At 59.5% G+C, this 14,493-nt stretch carries 15 protein-coding genes and 1 pseudogene; 9 read left to right on the top strand and 7 right to left on the bottom strand.

Translation table 11 applies throughout. The features are described from left to right. Positions 1-53 precede the first annotated feature (53 nt). Positions 54-347, top strand: coding sequence for a hypothetical protein (locus tag ACZ1HM_RS16420; protein WP_472743734.1), 294 nt, complete (start codon positions 54-56; stop codon positions 345-347). Positions 348-543: 196 nt separating this feature from the next. Continuing rightward, a complete protein-coding gene (locus tag ACZ1HM_RS16415; protein WP_472743733.1) occupies positions 544-1,215 on the top strand; it encodes a hypothetical protein in 672 nt (223 codons plus the stop codon). Between the two features lie 54 nt (positions 1,216-1,269). Here the strand turns inward: ACZ1HM_RS16415 and ACZ1HM_RS16410 are convergent, their stop codons facing one another. Then, positions 1,270-1,464: a SlyX family protein gene (locus ACZ1HM_RS16410; protein WP_472743732.1), complete on the bottom strand. Its 195-nt coding sequence runs from the start codon at positions 1,462-1,464 to the stop codon at positions 1,270-1,272. A 111-nt stretch (positions 1,465-1,575) separates the two neighbouring features. Between ACZ1HM_RS16410 and hisS the strand changes: the two genes are divergently transcribed. The 3 genes from hisS to hisG are packed head-to-tail and all read left to right on the top strand — an operon-like array spanning position 1,576 to position 4,846. Then, the gene (gene hisS, locus ACZ1HM_RS16405; protein ID WP_472743731.1) at positions 1,576-3,072 is read left to right on the top strand and encodes a histidine--tRNA ligase; all 1,497 of its coding nucleotides are present in this window, start codon (positions 1,576-1,578) and stop codon (positions 3,070-3,072) included. Next, entirely contained in the window at positions 3,069-4,157 is a 1,089-nt protein-coding gene (locus ACZ1HM_RS16400) for an ATP phosphoribosyltransferase regulatory subunit (protein WP_472743730.1), read from the top strand. Before hisS ends, ACZ1HM_RS16400 begins: the two co-directional genes overlap by 4 nt. After that, positions 4,154-4,846, top strand: coding sequence for an ATP phosphoribosyltransferase (gene hisG / locus ACZ1HM_RS16395; protein ID WP_472743729.1), 693 nt, complete (start codon positions 4,154-4,156; stop codon positions 4,844-4,846). The genes ACZ1HM_RS16400 and hisG overlap by 4 nt, the downstream gene beginning before the upstream one ends. Before the next feature lie 61 nt (positions 4,847-4,907). On the opposite strand, the gene ACZ1HM_RS16390 is transcribed toward hisG, so the two are convergent. Then, a complete protein-coding gene (locus tag ACZ1HM_RS16390) occupies positions 4,908-5,339 on the bottom strand; it encodes a DUF1489 family protein (RefSeq protein ID WP_472743728.1) in 432 nt (143 codons plus the stop codon). 160 nt (positions 5,340-5,499) lie between these two features. Here ACZ1HM_RS16390 and ACZ1HM_RS16385 point away from each other — a divergent pair. Together ACZ1HM_RS16385 and ACZ1HM_RS16380 are read left to right on the top strand one after the other, a co-directional pair. Then, positions 5,500-7,768: pseudogene (locus ACZ1HM_RS16385) on the top strand (adenosylcobalamin-dependent ribonucleoside-diphosphate reductase). A 9-nt stretch (positions 7,769-7,777) separates the two neighbouring features. After that, complete coding sequence (locus tag ACZ1HM_RS16380; RefSeq protein WP_472743727.1) at positions 7,778-8,809, top strand: glutathione S-transferase C-terminal domain-containing protein; 1,032 nt, start codon at positions 7,778-7,780, stop codon at positions 8,807-8,809. Between the two features lie 3 nt (positions 8,810-8,812). Here the strand turns inward: ACZ1HM_RS16380 and ACZ1HM_RS16375 are convergent, their stop codons facing one another. Continuing rightward, positions 8,813-9,214 carry a GFA family protein gene (locus tag ACZ1HM_RS16375; protein ID WP_472743726.1) on the bottom strand — a complete coding sequence of 134 codons (402 nt, stop codon included), beginning with the start codon at positions 9,212-9,214 and terminating at the stop codon, positions 8,813-8,815. Between the two features lie 57 nt (positions 9,215-9,271). Here ACZ1HM_RS16375 and ACZ1HM_RS16370 point away from each other — a divergent pair, with 57 nt between their 5' ends. Next, complete coding sequence (locus tag ACZ1HM_RS16370; RefSeq protein WP_472743725.1) at positions 9,272-9,946, top strand: DUF2461 domain-containing protein; 675 nt, start codon at positions 9,272-9,274, stop codon at positions 9,944-9,946. Here ACZ1HM_RS16370 and nagA read toward each other — a convergent pair. From nagA to ACZ1HM_RS16355, 3 genes are read right to left on the bottom strand one after another with little or no spacing between them, the layout of a single operon-like run. Further along, positions 9,932-11,086 (bottom strand): N-acetylglucosamine-6-phosphate deacetylase, encoded by a 1,155-nt coding sequence (gene nagA / locus ACZ1HM_RS16365; RefSeq protein WP_472743724.1) that lies wholly within the window; start codon positions 11,084-11,086, stop codon positions 9,932-9,934. The two genes, ACZ1HM_RS16370 and nagA, sit on opposite strands and share 15 nt — an antisense overlap. Next, entirely contained in the window at positions 11,083-11,955 is an 873-nt protein-coding gene (locus ACZ1HM_RS16360; protein WP_472743723.1) for a glucosamine kinase nucleotide-binding domain-containing protein, read from the bottom strand. The genes nagA and ACZ1HM_RS16360 overlap by 4 nt, the downstream gene beginning before the upstream one ends. Positions 11,956-12,009: 54 nt before the next feature. Beyond that, complete coding sequence (locus ACZ1HM_RS16355; protein ID WP_472743722.1) at positions 12,010-12,537, bottom strand: winged helix DNA-binding protein; 528 nt, start codon at positions 12,535-12,537, stop codon at positions 12,010-12,012. Positions 12,538-12,787: 250 nt separating this feature from the next. Between ACZ1HM_RS16355 and ACZ1HM_RS16350 the strand changes: the two genes are divergently transcribed. Beyond that, positions 12,788-13,864, top strand: coding sequence for a Hint domain-containing protein (locus ACZ1HM_RS16350; RefSeq protein WP_472743721.1), 1,077 nt, complete (start codon positions 12,788-12,790; stop codon positions 13,862-13,864). A 58-nt stretch (positions 13,865-13,922) separates the two neighbouring features. Here ACZ1HM_RS16350 and ACZ1HM_RS16345 read toward each other — a convergent pair whose 3' ends face one another. Further along, positions 13,923-14,492, bottom strand: coding sequence for a TlpA family protein disulfide reductase (locus ACZ1HM_RS16345; protein ID WP_472743720.1), 570 nt, complete (start codon positions 14,490-14,492; stop codon positions 13,923-13,925). Position 14,493 lies beyond the last annotated feature (1 nt).

Raw genomic sequence — 14,493 nt, 5'->3', positions numbered from 1 at the left:
TGGACGCGTTTGCAGGGATGGGCTACATCCTTCGTTAACTTTTCGGGGGGACCATGGGAAAGTCAGGCGCGCTCATATCTGTATTGCTGTTTCTCGCGGCTTGTGGGGACCCTTTGTCGGGTGTTTCGCGCCTGAACGACGTGGAATTGGCTGATGATCCGACCGCTGCGCAGGCTTTGCCAACAGAAGGTGAAATTGCCCGCGAAGGTTTTTTGGCACGCAGATCACGGAAGCTGCAGAAGATGCGACAGTGGAACCGGCCCCGGCCCCGCAAAGTGGCGGGATATTCGGTTTGTTCCGCAGGCCAGCGCCTGCTGATGCCGCGCCTGTCCCTGCAAGTGCTGTGACAGTCGAAAGCGATCAGCTTGCCGGAGATATATCCTCCGAAGATGCCTCTGCCGAAGATGTCTCGTCTGATAATATCAATGCCGCGGTGGCGGATGCTGCTGCCTCTGTTTCAAATGCGCAAGCGCCGGCGCAAGGCGGGGGGCTTTTGGGCTCTTCCGCAGAGCGCCTGCGCCCTCAGCGTCTGACACGCCTTCGGTGCCTGAAACCCCGCTGGAAACTGAGCTTGCCGATCAATCGTCCCCGGCTGAGGAGCCTGAGGCGACCGAAGTCAAATTGGCCTCACTGTCAGATCCAGCAACACCCGCACAACCCGCACCACGCCAAGGGTTCTTTGCGCGTCTCGCACGCCCCGCTGCCGCGCCAAGCCCGGCTGACGACGGTTTGCCGCAGGTTGCTTATGGCGAGGTGTTGCCGCACGGAGTTGTCGCGCGAAACTGCTCGGCCAAGCGACAGTCCTTGGGCCGCAAGGTCGAAACGGCATCTGACAGTGGATACAAGATATACGATTCCAATCCACGTGCGGCGGGCCCTCGGACATATTACATCACCGGTTTTTCTGACGGATGCCCACGGCAGTTGACGGCAGCACATGTTCTGTTTGGCAGTCCATCGTTTTATGAGTTGCTGCACTATGGCCCCGCCGGAAAACACCTGGCTGTTGGCGCGACGGACAAGGCTTATGAAAAGCTGAAACGCCAGGTTTGTGGCGCGCGGCAGGGGAAACCATGTGGGTCGAACATGCGACAGCTTGAGCGCAAGACAGTCTTCGTGAACAGCTATCCCCGCGCGGATGACAATACCCAGTGGTCTGAGATCTTGATCCACGACAGCCAGGTCATGGCGCAGGCAACAAAATCCAGCGATTGAAGCGGGCCCTGACGCTGGGAAGCGTCAGGGCCGACTTCTAAAAATAAAATCGCTTTAATAATGCGGCGGCCGCTCATCGCCCAAGACAACGCCGCCCGTTGCTTCTGCCTCGCGTTCGCCTTCCCGCTGCATCAGCATATGCACGCGGCGGTTCAGCGTCACAATTTCAGTCTCTTGGCGTGCAACAACCTCACTTAGGTCGTCGACAACTCGTGTCAGATGCGCAATCTGTTCTTCCAGCTTTTCCATGGCCGGGCCTCTAACACTTCGGACCGGGGTTGTTAAGCCTCCGGCGGCTTGCCCCAAAGGGTGCCATCCGCTAAGTGGCCCTCAACGCAAATGATGCCCAAGAGGACTGTCATGGCCAAGCCCAAGAAAACACCTCGTCCCAAGGCGGAGACCCCGAAAGGGTTCCGCGACTATTTTGGGTCGGAGGTCACCCATCGTGGCGACATGTTGGCCAAGATTGCAGCGGTGTATCACCGCTATGGATTTGATGCGCTTGAATCCTCAGGTGTTGAGACGGTTGAGGCGCTGGGCAAGTTCCTGCCCGATGTGGACCGCCCGAATGAGGGTGTTTTCGCCTGGCAAGAGGACGCGGATGCGGACAAGCCGGGGGATTGGCTGGCGCTGCGCTATGATCTGACGGCACCGCTGGCGCGGGTTTACGCACAGCATCAAAATGACCTGCCCAAGCCATACCGGCGCTTTGCCATGGGCCCTGTGTGGCGCAACGAAAAGCCGGGACCGGGGCGTTTTCGTCAATTCTATCAATGCGATGCTGACACCGTTGGCGCGCCTTCAGTCGCCGCAGATGCTGAGATTTGTGCGATGTTGGCGGATTGTTTGGAAGAGGTTGGGATTGAGCGTGGCGATTACATCGTGCGTGTCAACAACCGCAAGGTGCTGAACGGTGTGTTGGAGGTTGCTGGCCTGTCGGGAGACGACAAGGAAGCGGAGCGTGGCATCGTCCTGCGGGCCATCGACAAGTTGGACCGCCTGGGCACCGATGGTGTGCGCGCGCTCTTGGGCGAAGGTCGCCAGGATGAAAGTGGCGATTTCACGCAAGGGGCTGGGTTGAACGCGGATCAGGCGGCGGTGGTCATGGGTTTCATGGATGCCAAACGCCAAACCGGTGCTGAGACGGTCGCGCAGTTGCGCGCGCTGGTCGAAGGCTCTGTCATTGGGGCGCAGGGCGTGGATGAGCTGGAACTGATTGCGGATCTTCTGGCAGCGGGCGGCTATGGGCCTGACCGAATTGAGATTGATCCATCAGTTGTGCGCGGTCTTGGCTATTACACCGGCCCGGTTTTTGAGGCTGAGCTGACCTTTGAGATCAAAGATGAAAAGGGACGCACCCGGAACTTCGGTTCAGTCGCTGGGGGCGGGCGTTATGATGATCTGGTCAAGCGTTTCACCGGCCAAGAAGTGCCTGCGACCGGTGTCTCCATCGGGGTGGACCGGTTGTTGGCCGCTTTGCATGCCAAGGGTCGACTGGAGACGAGGGCAGACGGTCCTGTTGTGGTAACGGTAATGGATAAGAGCCGCATGGCGGATTACCAGGCCATGGTCGCAGAGCTGCGCCAGGCGGGCATCCGGGCGGAGGTTTACCTGGGCAATCCCAAGAACTTTGGCAATCAGCTGAAATACGCAGACAAACGCGGCTCCCCCGTTGCGGTGATCGAAGGCGGTGATGAGCACGACAAAGGTGTGGTCCAGATCAAGGACCTCATTCTTGGGGCTGAGATCGCTGAAAACGCAACGCTGGAAGAGTGGAAGGACCGCCCCAGCCAGTATGAGGTGCCGCGCGGCGATCTTGTGGCCAAAGTGCGTGAGATCCTGGATCTGCACCGGTGACACCTTCGCGATCTGACATATTGGCCAAAGCAAGCGCGTTGCGCGCAAGCTTTGAGGGCGCAGGTGACGGCGTGCAGGTGGTTGAGCCCCCTGTGTTGCAGCCAGCGGAGACCCTGTTGGACCTTTACGGGGAAGACATTCGTGCGCGGGCCTATGTGACGTCCGATGCCCTGCGGGGCGAGCAGATGTTGCGCCCGGATTTCACGGTGCCGGTGGTGCAGATGCACATGGCGCATGGCGCGGAGCCTGCACGGTATACCTATTCGGGCGAGGTTTTTCGCCGTCAGGAGCATGATCCGGCGCGCGCCAACGAATATATCCAGGTGGGGTATGAGGTTTTTGACCGACATGATCCTGCCGCCGCGGATGCAGAAGTCTTTGCTCTGATCGCCCGGGCCCTGCGGGATTTGCCGGTGGTGCCTATGACCGGTGATATCGGTGTCTTGATGGCGGCGGTCACGGGCTTGCAAACAACACAGCGGCGTAAGAACGCCTTGATGCGCCACATCTGGCGGCCCCGGCGGTTCCGGGCTTTGCTGGAACGGTTTGCGGGCAAAGCACCCGTGCCGCCCAGCCGCGCTGCGCTTATTGCAGGCGATGTGGCCTGCGCCGCGCCGCTGACCGGGCTGCGCACCCAAGCTGAGATTGACGAACGGATCGCAGCGCTGCGGGCAGATGCCAAGGCGGCCCCGATTTCTTCTAACGAAGTGGCCCTGATTGGCGCGTTGCTGGATGTGCGCGAAACGATGCCAAATGCCCTGAGCCAACTGCATGACCTTGCTGTTGATTTGCCCGCCATCGGTGCTGCGGTCGCGCGGGTTGAGGCCCGCGAGGCCGCTTTGCGGCACCAGGGCGTGGCAACAGATACGTTGATGTTCGAAGCGAGCTATGGCCGGACATCGATGGAGTATTATGACGGCTTCGTCTTTGGCTTTCGCGCAGAGGCCCGCCCGGATTTGCCTGCGGTGGCCAGCGGCGGGCGCTATGACGCGCTGACCCGGCGTTTGGGCGCGGGTGCCGAAATCCCCGCCGTGGGCGGGGTCATGCGCCCCGGTCTGATGCTGGAATTGGAGGCAGGCCAATGACCTTGAAGCTGGGCGTGCCCTCCAAGGGGCGTTTGATGGAAAAGACCTTTGACTGGTTCGGCGCGCGCGGTGTGACGTTGCAGCGGACAGGCTCTGACCGGGAATATGCCGGTCAGGTGGCGGGGATCGACGGGGTCAGTTTGATCTTGCTCTCTGCGGGGGAAATCCCCCGTGAGCTTGATGCGGGGCGTATTCATCTGGGTGTCACGGGGACAGACCTGGTGCAGGAAAAGCTTGCCCTGTGGGAGCAGCGGGTTGATCCGATGGCACCGCTTGGGTTTGGCCATGCCGATCTGATCATCGCAGTGCCGCAGGCCTGGGTGGATGTCGACACGCTAGATGATCTGGATGCCGCCGCCGCCGCGTTTCGGGCCCATCATGGGTTTCGGTTGCGGATCGCCACGAAATACCACCGCTTGGTGCGCGAGTTTTTGCAGCAGGCGGGTGTTGCAGATTATGCGCTGGTGGACAGCCAGGGGGCGACAGAAGGCACGGTTGCCAACGAGACCGCTGAGGCGATTGCCGATATCACCTCAAGCGGGGAGACCCTGCGCGCCAACCATTTGAAAATCCTAAGCGATGGTTTGGTCCTGCGCTCAGAGGCCACGCTTTGGCGCAGCCGGACGGCGGTGTTGTCAGACGCTGAGCGGGCGACATTGGCAGAGCTGGACGCAAAGCTTTTTGCATGACGGGTGCCCCTTCAGGGCAGAACCCTTCATTGCTGAACACGCTAACGCCCAATGCCCTTGATCAGAGCACGCCGATTTCGGCCAATGCCCAGTTCAGCGCCACGGGCAGCACGTCTTCCTGCGCGCGACCTTCGGGCAGATCGGGCGGCGCGTCGGCAAGTTGTAGATAGCGCCAGCCCTGAAAGGGCCGCTTGAGCGCGCTTTGGGTACGGATAAGTTTTGGGTCCAGCACGATGGCGCAGCGTTTGATCCCATCTGCGCTGATGTACTCATCAAGCCGGTTGATGGTTTGGCGGCACTGAATGACACCTTTGATCACCCAATAAATTGATCCGCCATTAAGAACCTCGGCCTCGCGACGTGGCCACATGCGGGTGACGTGGCGCGGGCAGCCGTCCGGGGCCTGCGCGCGTTTGCTGGCCTGCCAGGCGGCCAAATCCTCGACCGTTTCTGTCCCGACAGACAGTTTTATCAGATGGATTGACTTGCTCACAGGCTTACCCACCACGTTATCCACAGACTCATGTTCCCCACGACATAGTGTAGCTCTGCATCTGTCAGGAGCAAGCTGTGGTGTATTGAAGCGGGTACAGTAGTGGCGGTTTGGGATGGGATGGGATATGCTGCCCACCTGCCCTGAGAGAGGAATCACCATGGTTGGTTTTGCTGCGCCGATTGCGGAACAAATTTGGGATATGAAATACCGCTTCAAAGAAGCGGATGGCACCCCGATTGATCAGACCGTGGAAGACACCTGGCGGCGCATTGCACGGGATCTGGCACAGCGTGAGGCAGAGCCTGCCGCCTGGGAAGAGCGTTTTTATGACGCGCTTGCGGATTTCAAATACCTGCCCGCAGGCCGGATCACAGCAGGGGCGGGTACGGCGCGGTCTGTGACGCTTTTTAACTGTTTTGTCATGGGCACGGTGCCGGACAACATGGGCGGCATTTTCGACATGCTCAAAGAGGCCGCGCTGACAATGCAGCAGGGCGGTGGCATCGGCTATGATTTCTCAACCATCCGGCCCAAAGGTGCGAGTGTGAAAGGCGTGGCGGCGGATGCGTCTGGTCCGCTGAGTTTCATGGATGTCTGGGACGCGATGTGCCGCACGATCATGTCTGCGGGATCGCGCCGTGGGGCCATGATGGCCACCATGCGCTGTGACCACCCCGATGTTGAGGATTTCATCACCGCCAAATCCGATGCCGCGCGGCTGCGGATGTTCAACATGTCTGTGCTGGTCACCGATCCCTTTATGGAAGCGGTGAAGGCGGATCAGGCCTGGGATCTGGTCTTTGACGGTAAGGTATACCGCACGGTTCAGGCGCGCGATCTGTGGAACCAGATCATGCGCGCGACCTATGATTTTGCCGAACCCGGTGTGATTTTTATCGACCGGATCAACCAGGCCAACAACCTGCAATATTGCGAAACGATTGCCGCAACGAACCCCTGCGGGGAACAGCCTTTGCCGCCTTATGGGGCGTGCCTTTTGGGTTCAATTAACCTGGCGCGTTTGGTCAGCAATCCGTTTGAGGATGCCGCAGCGCTGGATCAGGCGGCGCTCTCTGATCTGGTGGCGACGGCTGTGCGCATGATGGACAATGTGGTCGATGTCTCCAAGTTCCCGCTTGAGGCGCAAGCGCGCGAAGCGCAGGCCAAACGGCGGATTGGGCTTGGGGTGACGGGGCTTGCGGATGCGCTGTTGATGCTGGGGCTGCGCTACGGCTCAGACGCAGCTGCCGCACAGACCGAAAGCTGGCTGAAGGCGATTGCGCGGGCGGCCTATCTGGCCTCTGTGGAGTTGGCGAAAGAAAAGGGCGCGTTTCCTTTGTTTGATGCCGATGCCTATCTGGCGTCCGGCACCATGCAGCAGATGGATGCCGATGTACGCGAAGCGATCCGCACCCACGGCATTCGCAATGCGCTTTTGACCTCCATCGCGCCGACGGGGACGATCAGCCTTTATGCAGGCAACGTATCCTCGGGGATTGAGCCTGTCTTTGCCTATGCCTACACCCGCAAGGTTTTGCAAAAAGACGGCACGCGCACCGAAGAAGAGGTGGTCGATTATGCCGTGCAGATGTGGCGTGACAAATTTGGCGACAAGGATCTGCCCGACTACTTTGTGAACGCGCAAACCCTGGCCCCGCTGGACCACGTCAAGATGCAAGCGGCGGCACAAAAGTGGGTGGACAGCTCCATCTCCAAGACCATCAACTGCCCCGAAGACATCAGCTTTGAAGCGTTCAAGGATGTCTATATGGAGGCGTGGGATACAGGGTGCAAAGGCTGCACGACATACCGCCCGAACGATGTGACCGGCTCGGTTCTGTCCGTAACGGAGGAAACGGCAGCAGACAAGCCCGTGCCCGTCCCAGAAGGCGGCGAAGTGGTGTACATGTCCGAACCGCTGGACCGTCCGCAGGAGTTGGAGGGCAATACCTACAAGGTGAAATGGCCCGACAGCGAACATGCGCTTTACATCACCATCAACGACATCGTGCTCAACGGGCACCGCAGGCCGTTTGAGGTGTTTATCAACTCCAAAAACATGGAGCATTTCGCCTGGACAGTTGCGCTGACCCGGATGATTTCGGCGGTCTTCCGGCGCGGCGGGGATGTGTCATTTGTTGTCGAAGAGCTGAAAGCCGTGTTTGATCCGCGCGGCGGGGCACTGGATGCGGGGCAAATACATCCCTTCCATTCTTGCCGCGATTGGCGGTGTGATCGAACAGCATATGATCGCCACCGGGTTTATCGCGGGCGAAGGTATGGGGCTGAAATCTGATCCGCAGGCGCAGGTTGTGGGGCTGGACACGCCACGCGGCAAGGCCTGCCCGTCTTGCGGCCAGTTTGACATGCGGATGGTGGAGGGGTGTATGACCTGCGCCTCTTGTGGCCATTCCAAATGTGGCTAGGCCCCTGGTTTGACGGATAATTCTGTTGAAGAAAGCCAAGAGAATGCAGCGCAGCGCCGTGCGGGCGGTGAGTTTGTGCGCGGTGTCAGCGGCTTTCGGGCGGTCATCGGGCAGGATGCCGATTTCCCGGCAGAGCCGGGGCGGTACCACTTGCATGTGGCGCTGAACTGTCCGTGGTGCCACCGGGTCACCCTGGCGCGGAATGTGCTTGGGTTGCAAGACAGCATCAGCCTTGATGTGGCCTTTCCCAACCGCACAACAGAAGATGATGCTGATGGCCCCAACTTATGGGAATTTGCCCCGGCACGCATCGCCACGCTGACCAATGCGCCGCTGGCTGAGTGCACGGCAGAGACTGCGACGGGCAAAGGCCTGCGCCTGGTGCGCGACATCTACCGCGCGGAAGGGTCAGACGAGAAATCGGTGCCAGTGCTTTTTGACAAAAAGTCCATGCGCATCGTGACCAATGAAAGCGCCGAGATTGTGCGCATGTTGAACGCGCAAGCGGATGCCCTTGGATCAACCATACCTCAGCACGCGCGGCCTGATCTTTACCCCACTGGTTTGCGCGATGAGATTGATGAGCTGAACGCGCAGATCTACACCGCGATCAACAACGGGGCATATAAGGCGGGGTTTTCCTCTGATCAGCAGGTCTATGCCGCCGCCTATCGCGGGTACTTCGACATGCTTGATCGGTTGGAGCGGCTGCTGGCCTCTGATGGGCGCCCTTTTCTGACGGGCGACGGGTTTATTGAGGCTGATTTGCGTCTGTTTCCAACGCTTTACAGGCATGACCCTGTTTATTTTATGCGCATGAAGTTGAATGCCGCGCGGATTGTGGATTACCCCAGCCTTTGGGCTTGGCTTTGCCGGGTCTACGCGCTGCCTGGTGTCGCTGAAAGCGGCTCCCTTCTGCATTGCCGTCAGGGCTATTTCGGACGGTCGTGGAACGGCACGGTGCCTCTTGGGCCGGAAAAGCCGATGCTCTATCCCGATGCTTATTCTCATCCTGAATTGGCTCTTAAGAACGACCGCTAGACGCTACTCCTCGGCTGAGCCGGGGTGTTTGGGTAAATCATCAACTATGGTCAGCCAGGGCACCCGCTCTGCATAGTGGTAATGTGCTTCGGGCTTGAAGGTTGTGGGATCATCAAGGGTTGCGGCGTAAAGGTGCGTTTCATCCGGCCAAGCCGTGTTTTGATAGGTCAATTGTGTGCCGCAAGCCGCGCAAAACGACCGGCTTACCCGGCCGGCTGATGTGGTGATGCTGGCCAAATCGCCAGACCAGGTCATGCTATCGCGCAACACGCCTAAAAACGAGGTGACCGGAGAGGCGGTTGCCCGCCGACAGCTTTCGCAATGGCAATGCCCGGCCCAAAGTATGGGCGACGTACTTTCCCATCGCACCGCTCCACATAGGCATTTGCCGCTGAGTTGTTTCATGTGAATGCTCCTGCGCTATAGTTCTTATGGCACGCAAGATGCGGAAAGGAATGCAGTGTGGCAACCGACGGCTTTACCCAGATGATCGATGACAGCAACGCGTTCTTTGCTGAGCTGCGGCAAAACAACACCAAAGAATGGTTCGCGCCGCGCAAAGATCACTACACCGAAAACATCAAGAAACCGGCTGAATTCTTCTCTCAACTGCTGGCTGAGGATCTCAGCCGCATGGCGTCGTGTCCGATGAAGCCCAAGCTTTTTCGCATTTACCGCGACGTTCGGTTTTCCAAAGATAAGACGCCACTGAACGCGCATCTGCACATTTTGTGGTCCCCGGTGACGGAGAACCCTTTTGCGCCGTTCTATTTCTTTGGCTCAGAGCCGGGGGATATGTCCGTCGGGTTTGGTCTGCCCAGCATGAAAGGGGAAACTCTGACCCGGTTTCGTGCGTTTGTTGATAAATGGGGTGACCCGCTGGAAGCGGCGATTGAAGAGACGGGGATGGCTTTTTCAACCTGGGGGGCTGAGCCGCTTAAACGTGTGCCCAAACCCTATGCGCCGGATCACCCGCATGCTGAGATGCTCAAACGCAAGAGCATGATCTTGCATGCCAAGATGGATGAGGGTTGGCGAACGGCGGAAGGTGGATTGGTCAGCGCGGTGCGGGCTGAGTTTGCGCGGGCAGAGCCATTACGCGCGCTGTTGGCTGAGAAACTGTCAGCGGATGGTTGAGCGCGCGATCAATGTGCTGGCGCTTTGCACCTCGAAATCTGGTGTCAGATAGATCAAATCGTCCAGTTTTTCGGGCCAGCCCCCAGCCCCCATCGGGGTCTTCAGAAGTTGAGCGGGAATGGATGTCGCGCGCGCCAAGGCTTGGGCTGCGCTGTCACCGACGTCCTCCATCATGACCTGCAACGCCCGCGCCATGCTCAGATGCGCACCGGCCAACGTACCATCTGCCAAGGTCAGCTTGTCCTCTGAGCGTCGGATCTGGCGGTCATTTAAGGTGAACTCTGTGATGTCGGACCCTGCTGTGGCCATGGCATCGGTGACCAAAAATATCTGACCGGGCCCGCGTTTCGCGGCCAGCGCGGCGCGGATGGTGGCGGGGTGGACGTGGATGCCGTCGGCGATCAACCCGCATGAGACGGCCCGGCTGTCCAACGCGGCCCCCACGACACCGGGCGCGCGGCTGGTCAGAGGGCTCATCGCGTTGAAAAGATGCGTGCAAAACTGTGCACCGGCCTCAAAATAGGCGCAGGCCGTTTCGAAATCACTGTCGCTATGGCCCAAGGAAACACACACGCCTGCGGCGGCCAAGGTGCTGATCTGATCGCGCGTCACATTCTCGGGGGCGAGCGTCACCAGAAGATTTGGCAGCTGCCGTGCTGCCGTGAGCAGAGTGTTCAGATCATCGTCCGTCATGGCGCGGATCAAGGAACCTGCGTGGGCCCCTTTGCGCGCCGGATCCAGATGCGGGCCTTCCAGGTGCAGTCCGACGACACCCGGCACACCCGCTTCAATGGCCTTTGCAACCACCGCGATGGCGTTTTGGGTGGCTGTTGGTGTGTCCGTGATCAGCGTGGGCAGAAACGCGCGTGTCCCCAAGCCAGCATGTGCTTGGGACATGGTTCTTAGCGTATCGAGGCTTGGCCGGTCGTTAAACATAACCCCACCGCCGCCGTTGACCTGCAGGTCGACAAACCCAGGCATCAAAATGCCGCTGCTAAGCTCAATCGTAGCCGTCCCTGCTGGGATGTCGGGAGGGGCGATGATGCTGGGCTGATCCTCTGACACCAGAACCGCGCGCCCGCTTAGCAGCGTTTTTCCGTCAAAGACCTGCGCGCCTCGAAAGGCGACAGGGCGTTTCACAGCGCCGCCTTGGCGTGATCGGCGGCCATGGCAAAGGCCCCATCAAGAGCTGTGCCCTTGGGTGTGATCAGGTTGGCCGTGAACGCCGTGGGAAGGTATGGCGCGTAGTGGGGGCCGACCCCACCGGCAAGGGCGAGTGTGTCGCCCGCTTTCATGCCCAGCGTTCCAAGCCCTTTGGCCAGAAAATCCGCCCCTCCTTGCATCAGTTCAAGGGCGATGGGATCCCCTTTGTCTGCCGCTGGCACCACGTCGCGGGCCAATGGGGCGAAGTCGCCAGGTGCCGCCTCAGACGCAAAGTGGATTATGGCCACCAGGCCGTTCATGCGCTCCAGGATGGATTTGCTCAGCGGGGAATGTGCGCGCATGCCGTCTTCGGCCATCACGATCTCTTGCAACAACCGGCGCCCCAACCATGCGCCTGAGGCTTGGTCAGATAGATCAAAACCCCAGCCGCCCACGGTTGTCATCTGCAAAGCCTGCTGACGGGCAACAATGGTACCGGTGCCCAGAGCAATCACATAGCCGTCCTCAGCCCCCAAAGCCCCCCGAACCGAAGTGGCCCGATCGCCTGTCACCGTGGCGGCACCATAGGGCAGGGCCTGTGCGACAGTGGTCATTTCATCGGATGAATGCGCCCCGGCGACGCCGAAATGCGCAGTGATCTGCGTCAGCGGCGTATCTGAAAGGCCAGCATCGGCAAGTGCCGCACCAATCGCGCCGTTCAGATTGGCCAATGCGCCGTCAAAATCACTGTGCACGTTGCCCGGCCCGCCGCGCGCCTCGCCCAGGATGCCCCGGGCAAGGGTGCCCGCTGCGGCCCTGCAGCCGGTGCCACCCCCATCGGCGGCAACAATGACTTTATCGTTCATGTCTTTCATGGGCTCTGTATTAGCGACAGGGGATCGTGATGCACAGAGGGTTTGTTACAATGACGCGGCCGCGCGGCTGGCTTGGTCGTATTGTCCAGACATCGCCCGCAAACCGGCCGCGATTTCGCGCAGATCATCCCCGCTGGTGTCCATGCGGTTCAGACCGTCCAGAAAACAAGACTTGCGGATCTCGCGGTAAGCCTCGCACAGCGCGCTGCCCTCGGCTGAGGTTCTGTAAAACACTTCCTTGCCGCGCTTTTCGGCCTCCAGCAGTCCTGATTTCAGCAATTTGCGCAGGGCATAGTTCACTGTGTGAGTGTCTTCGATGTTCAGCAGAAAACAGATGTCCGCCAGCCGCTTTTCCCGCGAGCGGTGGTTGGTGTTGTGCAGCACCAGGATTTCAAGCGGCGTGAGGTCCGCATTGCCAGCCGCCGACATGCAGCGCGACATCCAGCGAGTGAACGCGTTGTAGGCAATGATCATGCCGTATTCGAGCTCTGACGCTTCCCAGCCTTCGCCCTCGGCAAGATGACGCGAAGAGACAATGCGGCGATTGGGAAGGGATTTAGGGCGATCAGACATCTAAAACTCCTTTGGAAGGGCCTTTGACGCTAGCAAAACGCAAGTGATTTGCAAGTAAAAGACGGCCCTGGGGCGCTGACGGCTGTCGTTGGGTAAATGCGGTCAGCCGCATATCCCTCTGCATTTGTTGCGTATTTCCCACAAGCATCACAATTTGGAGAAGCAGCAAAGATGAAACGAAAATGCACTTTGCGGGCGAATCCGGATTTGTTAACCTTTTCTAAAATAACAAAGGCAGGCAGAGCGGATAATGAAGACGGGCTATCGCGGCACGTTTGTCATCAGCTGGTCGCAGACAGAAATAGACGGTTTGGAAGCCGCCCCCGTACATTCGCTGAAGGTGGGGGCAGCATGGGCATGGCGCGGAGACGCCATCCGTGTGGACGGCCCAAATGATATTTTGCGATTGGATGAAGCGGACGGAGCTGAAAATCTTCGCAAAAGGGCGGCGCGTATGGTGCACCGCCTGGTGGGGGCGGCACTGGAACGTGAAGCCCCCAAGATGTCTGAAGCGGACAAAGAGGCGTTGGATGAGACGCCTTTGATGGACAACAGCTTTGTCATCACGGATGGCGGCACCAGCTATACAGTCACCTTGATTGAGGTTGGTGGCGGCAGCCAGCCCTTGCTGATGTTCCTTGACGAAATCCCACCCCGAGAGTGCGAGTTGTGGATCGTGCATCATACTTTGGGTGCCGCGCCACATGAGGCCCATGGCGTGGGCAGCGGCGGCGTGATCTGCTTTACGCCGGGCACGCGGATCATGACGCCCACTGGGCTGAGCTTGATCGAAGACTTGCGGGAAGGCGACCTGGTTCAAACCAAGGACAATGGCGCGCAGCCCGTGCGCTGGATCGGCAGCCGCCGGATGACCGGTGCCCGGCTTTTTGCGATGCCAAACTTGCGACCCGTGCGGATTAGCGCCGGACTTTTTGGGGCAGACCGCCCCGATGAGGACCTGATCGTCTCGCCGGAACATCGCATTCTGATCAAAGGCGCTGTTGCGCAGGATTTGTTCAACACACCCGAGGTGCTTGTCGCCGCAAAAGATCTGCTGAACGGCAGTTCGGTATCGATCGATCTAAAGCTGCGTGAGGTCACTTACGTGCATCTGCTGCTCGACCGGCACCAGGTGATGTGGGCCAATGGCGTGGAGACCGAGAGCTTTCATCCCGCGTCGGCGGCGTTAAGCACGCTGAGCGATGGCGATCGGCGCAGGTTGCTTGCCGCGCATCCTGAGTTGGAGTTTGATCCGCATACCTATGGCGGTTTTGCGCGGCGCAGCCTGTCGTCTTCTGAAGCGGCGATTTTGCAGCACGCGGCTTAAATTCCGTTAAAGGAATTTCGCCGGGCGATTTAGATTGTCCGGCCCCTATCGCAGCTGTTCAGCCTTCTGTGCGGCTGTCGATCAACGCTTTGACGATGGCCTTGGCGCTCTCGCTGTCCCACACCGCGTCACCACGCAGCCGCGCGATTTCGCGGCCCTCTGGATCAATCAGCACTGTGATGGGCAGGCCAAAGATCCCCATTTGTGCGGCCAGTTGTTGGCGCGGGTCTTGGTGGCGCGGCAGGCTGTCCACGCCGGCCTCTTTAAAGAACTTCTGGATGCCTTGGGGCGAATTCCGGCCCGTGGCGATGGTGACAACCTCGAAATGCGCGCCCCCGAATTCCTTTTGCAGGGTGTTGAGCTGGGGCATTTCCTTGCGGCAGGGGGCACACCAGGTGGCCCAGAAGTTCACCAGGATGTATTTGCCACGATAGTCTGCCAGCGTGCTGGTGCCTGCGTCATCCGCCAGATTGAAAGGGGCGTTTGACACCGCCTCAGGTGTGTCGTGGATGATCAGTTTCTTCATGTCGCCCGTGCGCAGGGGGGCGATGTCTGGCCCCGCAGCGGCTGCGATGTTTGCACCTGCCAGAAGGGCCGTATACATCAGGCCAAACACGAATTTTCTCATC

The sequence above is a fragment of the Sulfitobacter sp. GN1-4 genome (assembly GCF_055693825.1).
This window is presented reverse-complemented; position numbering and strand designations above follow the sequence as displayed.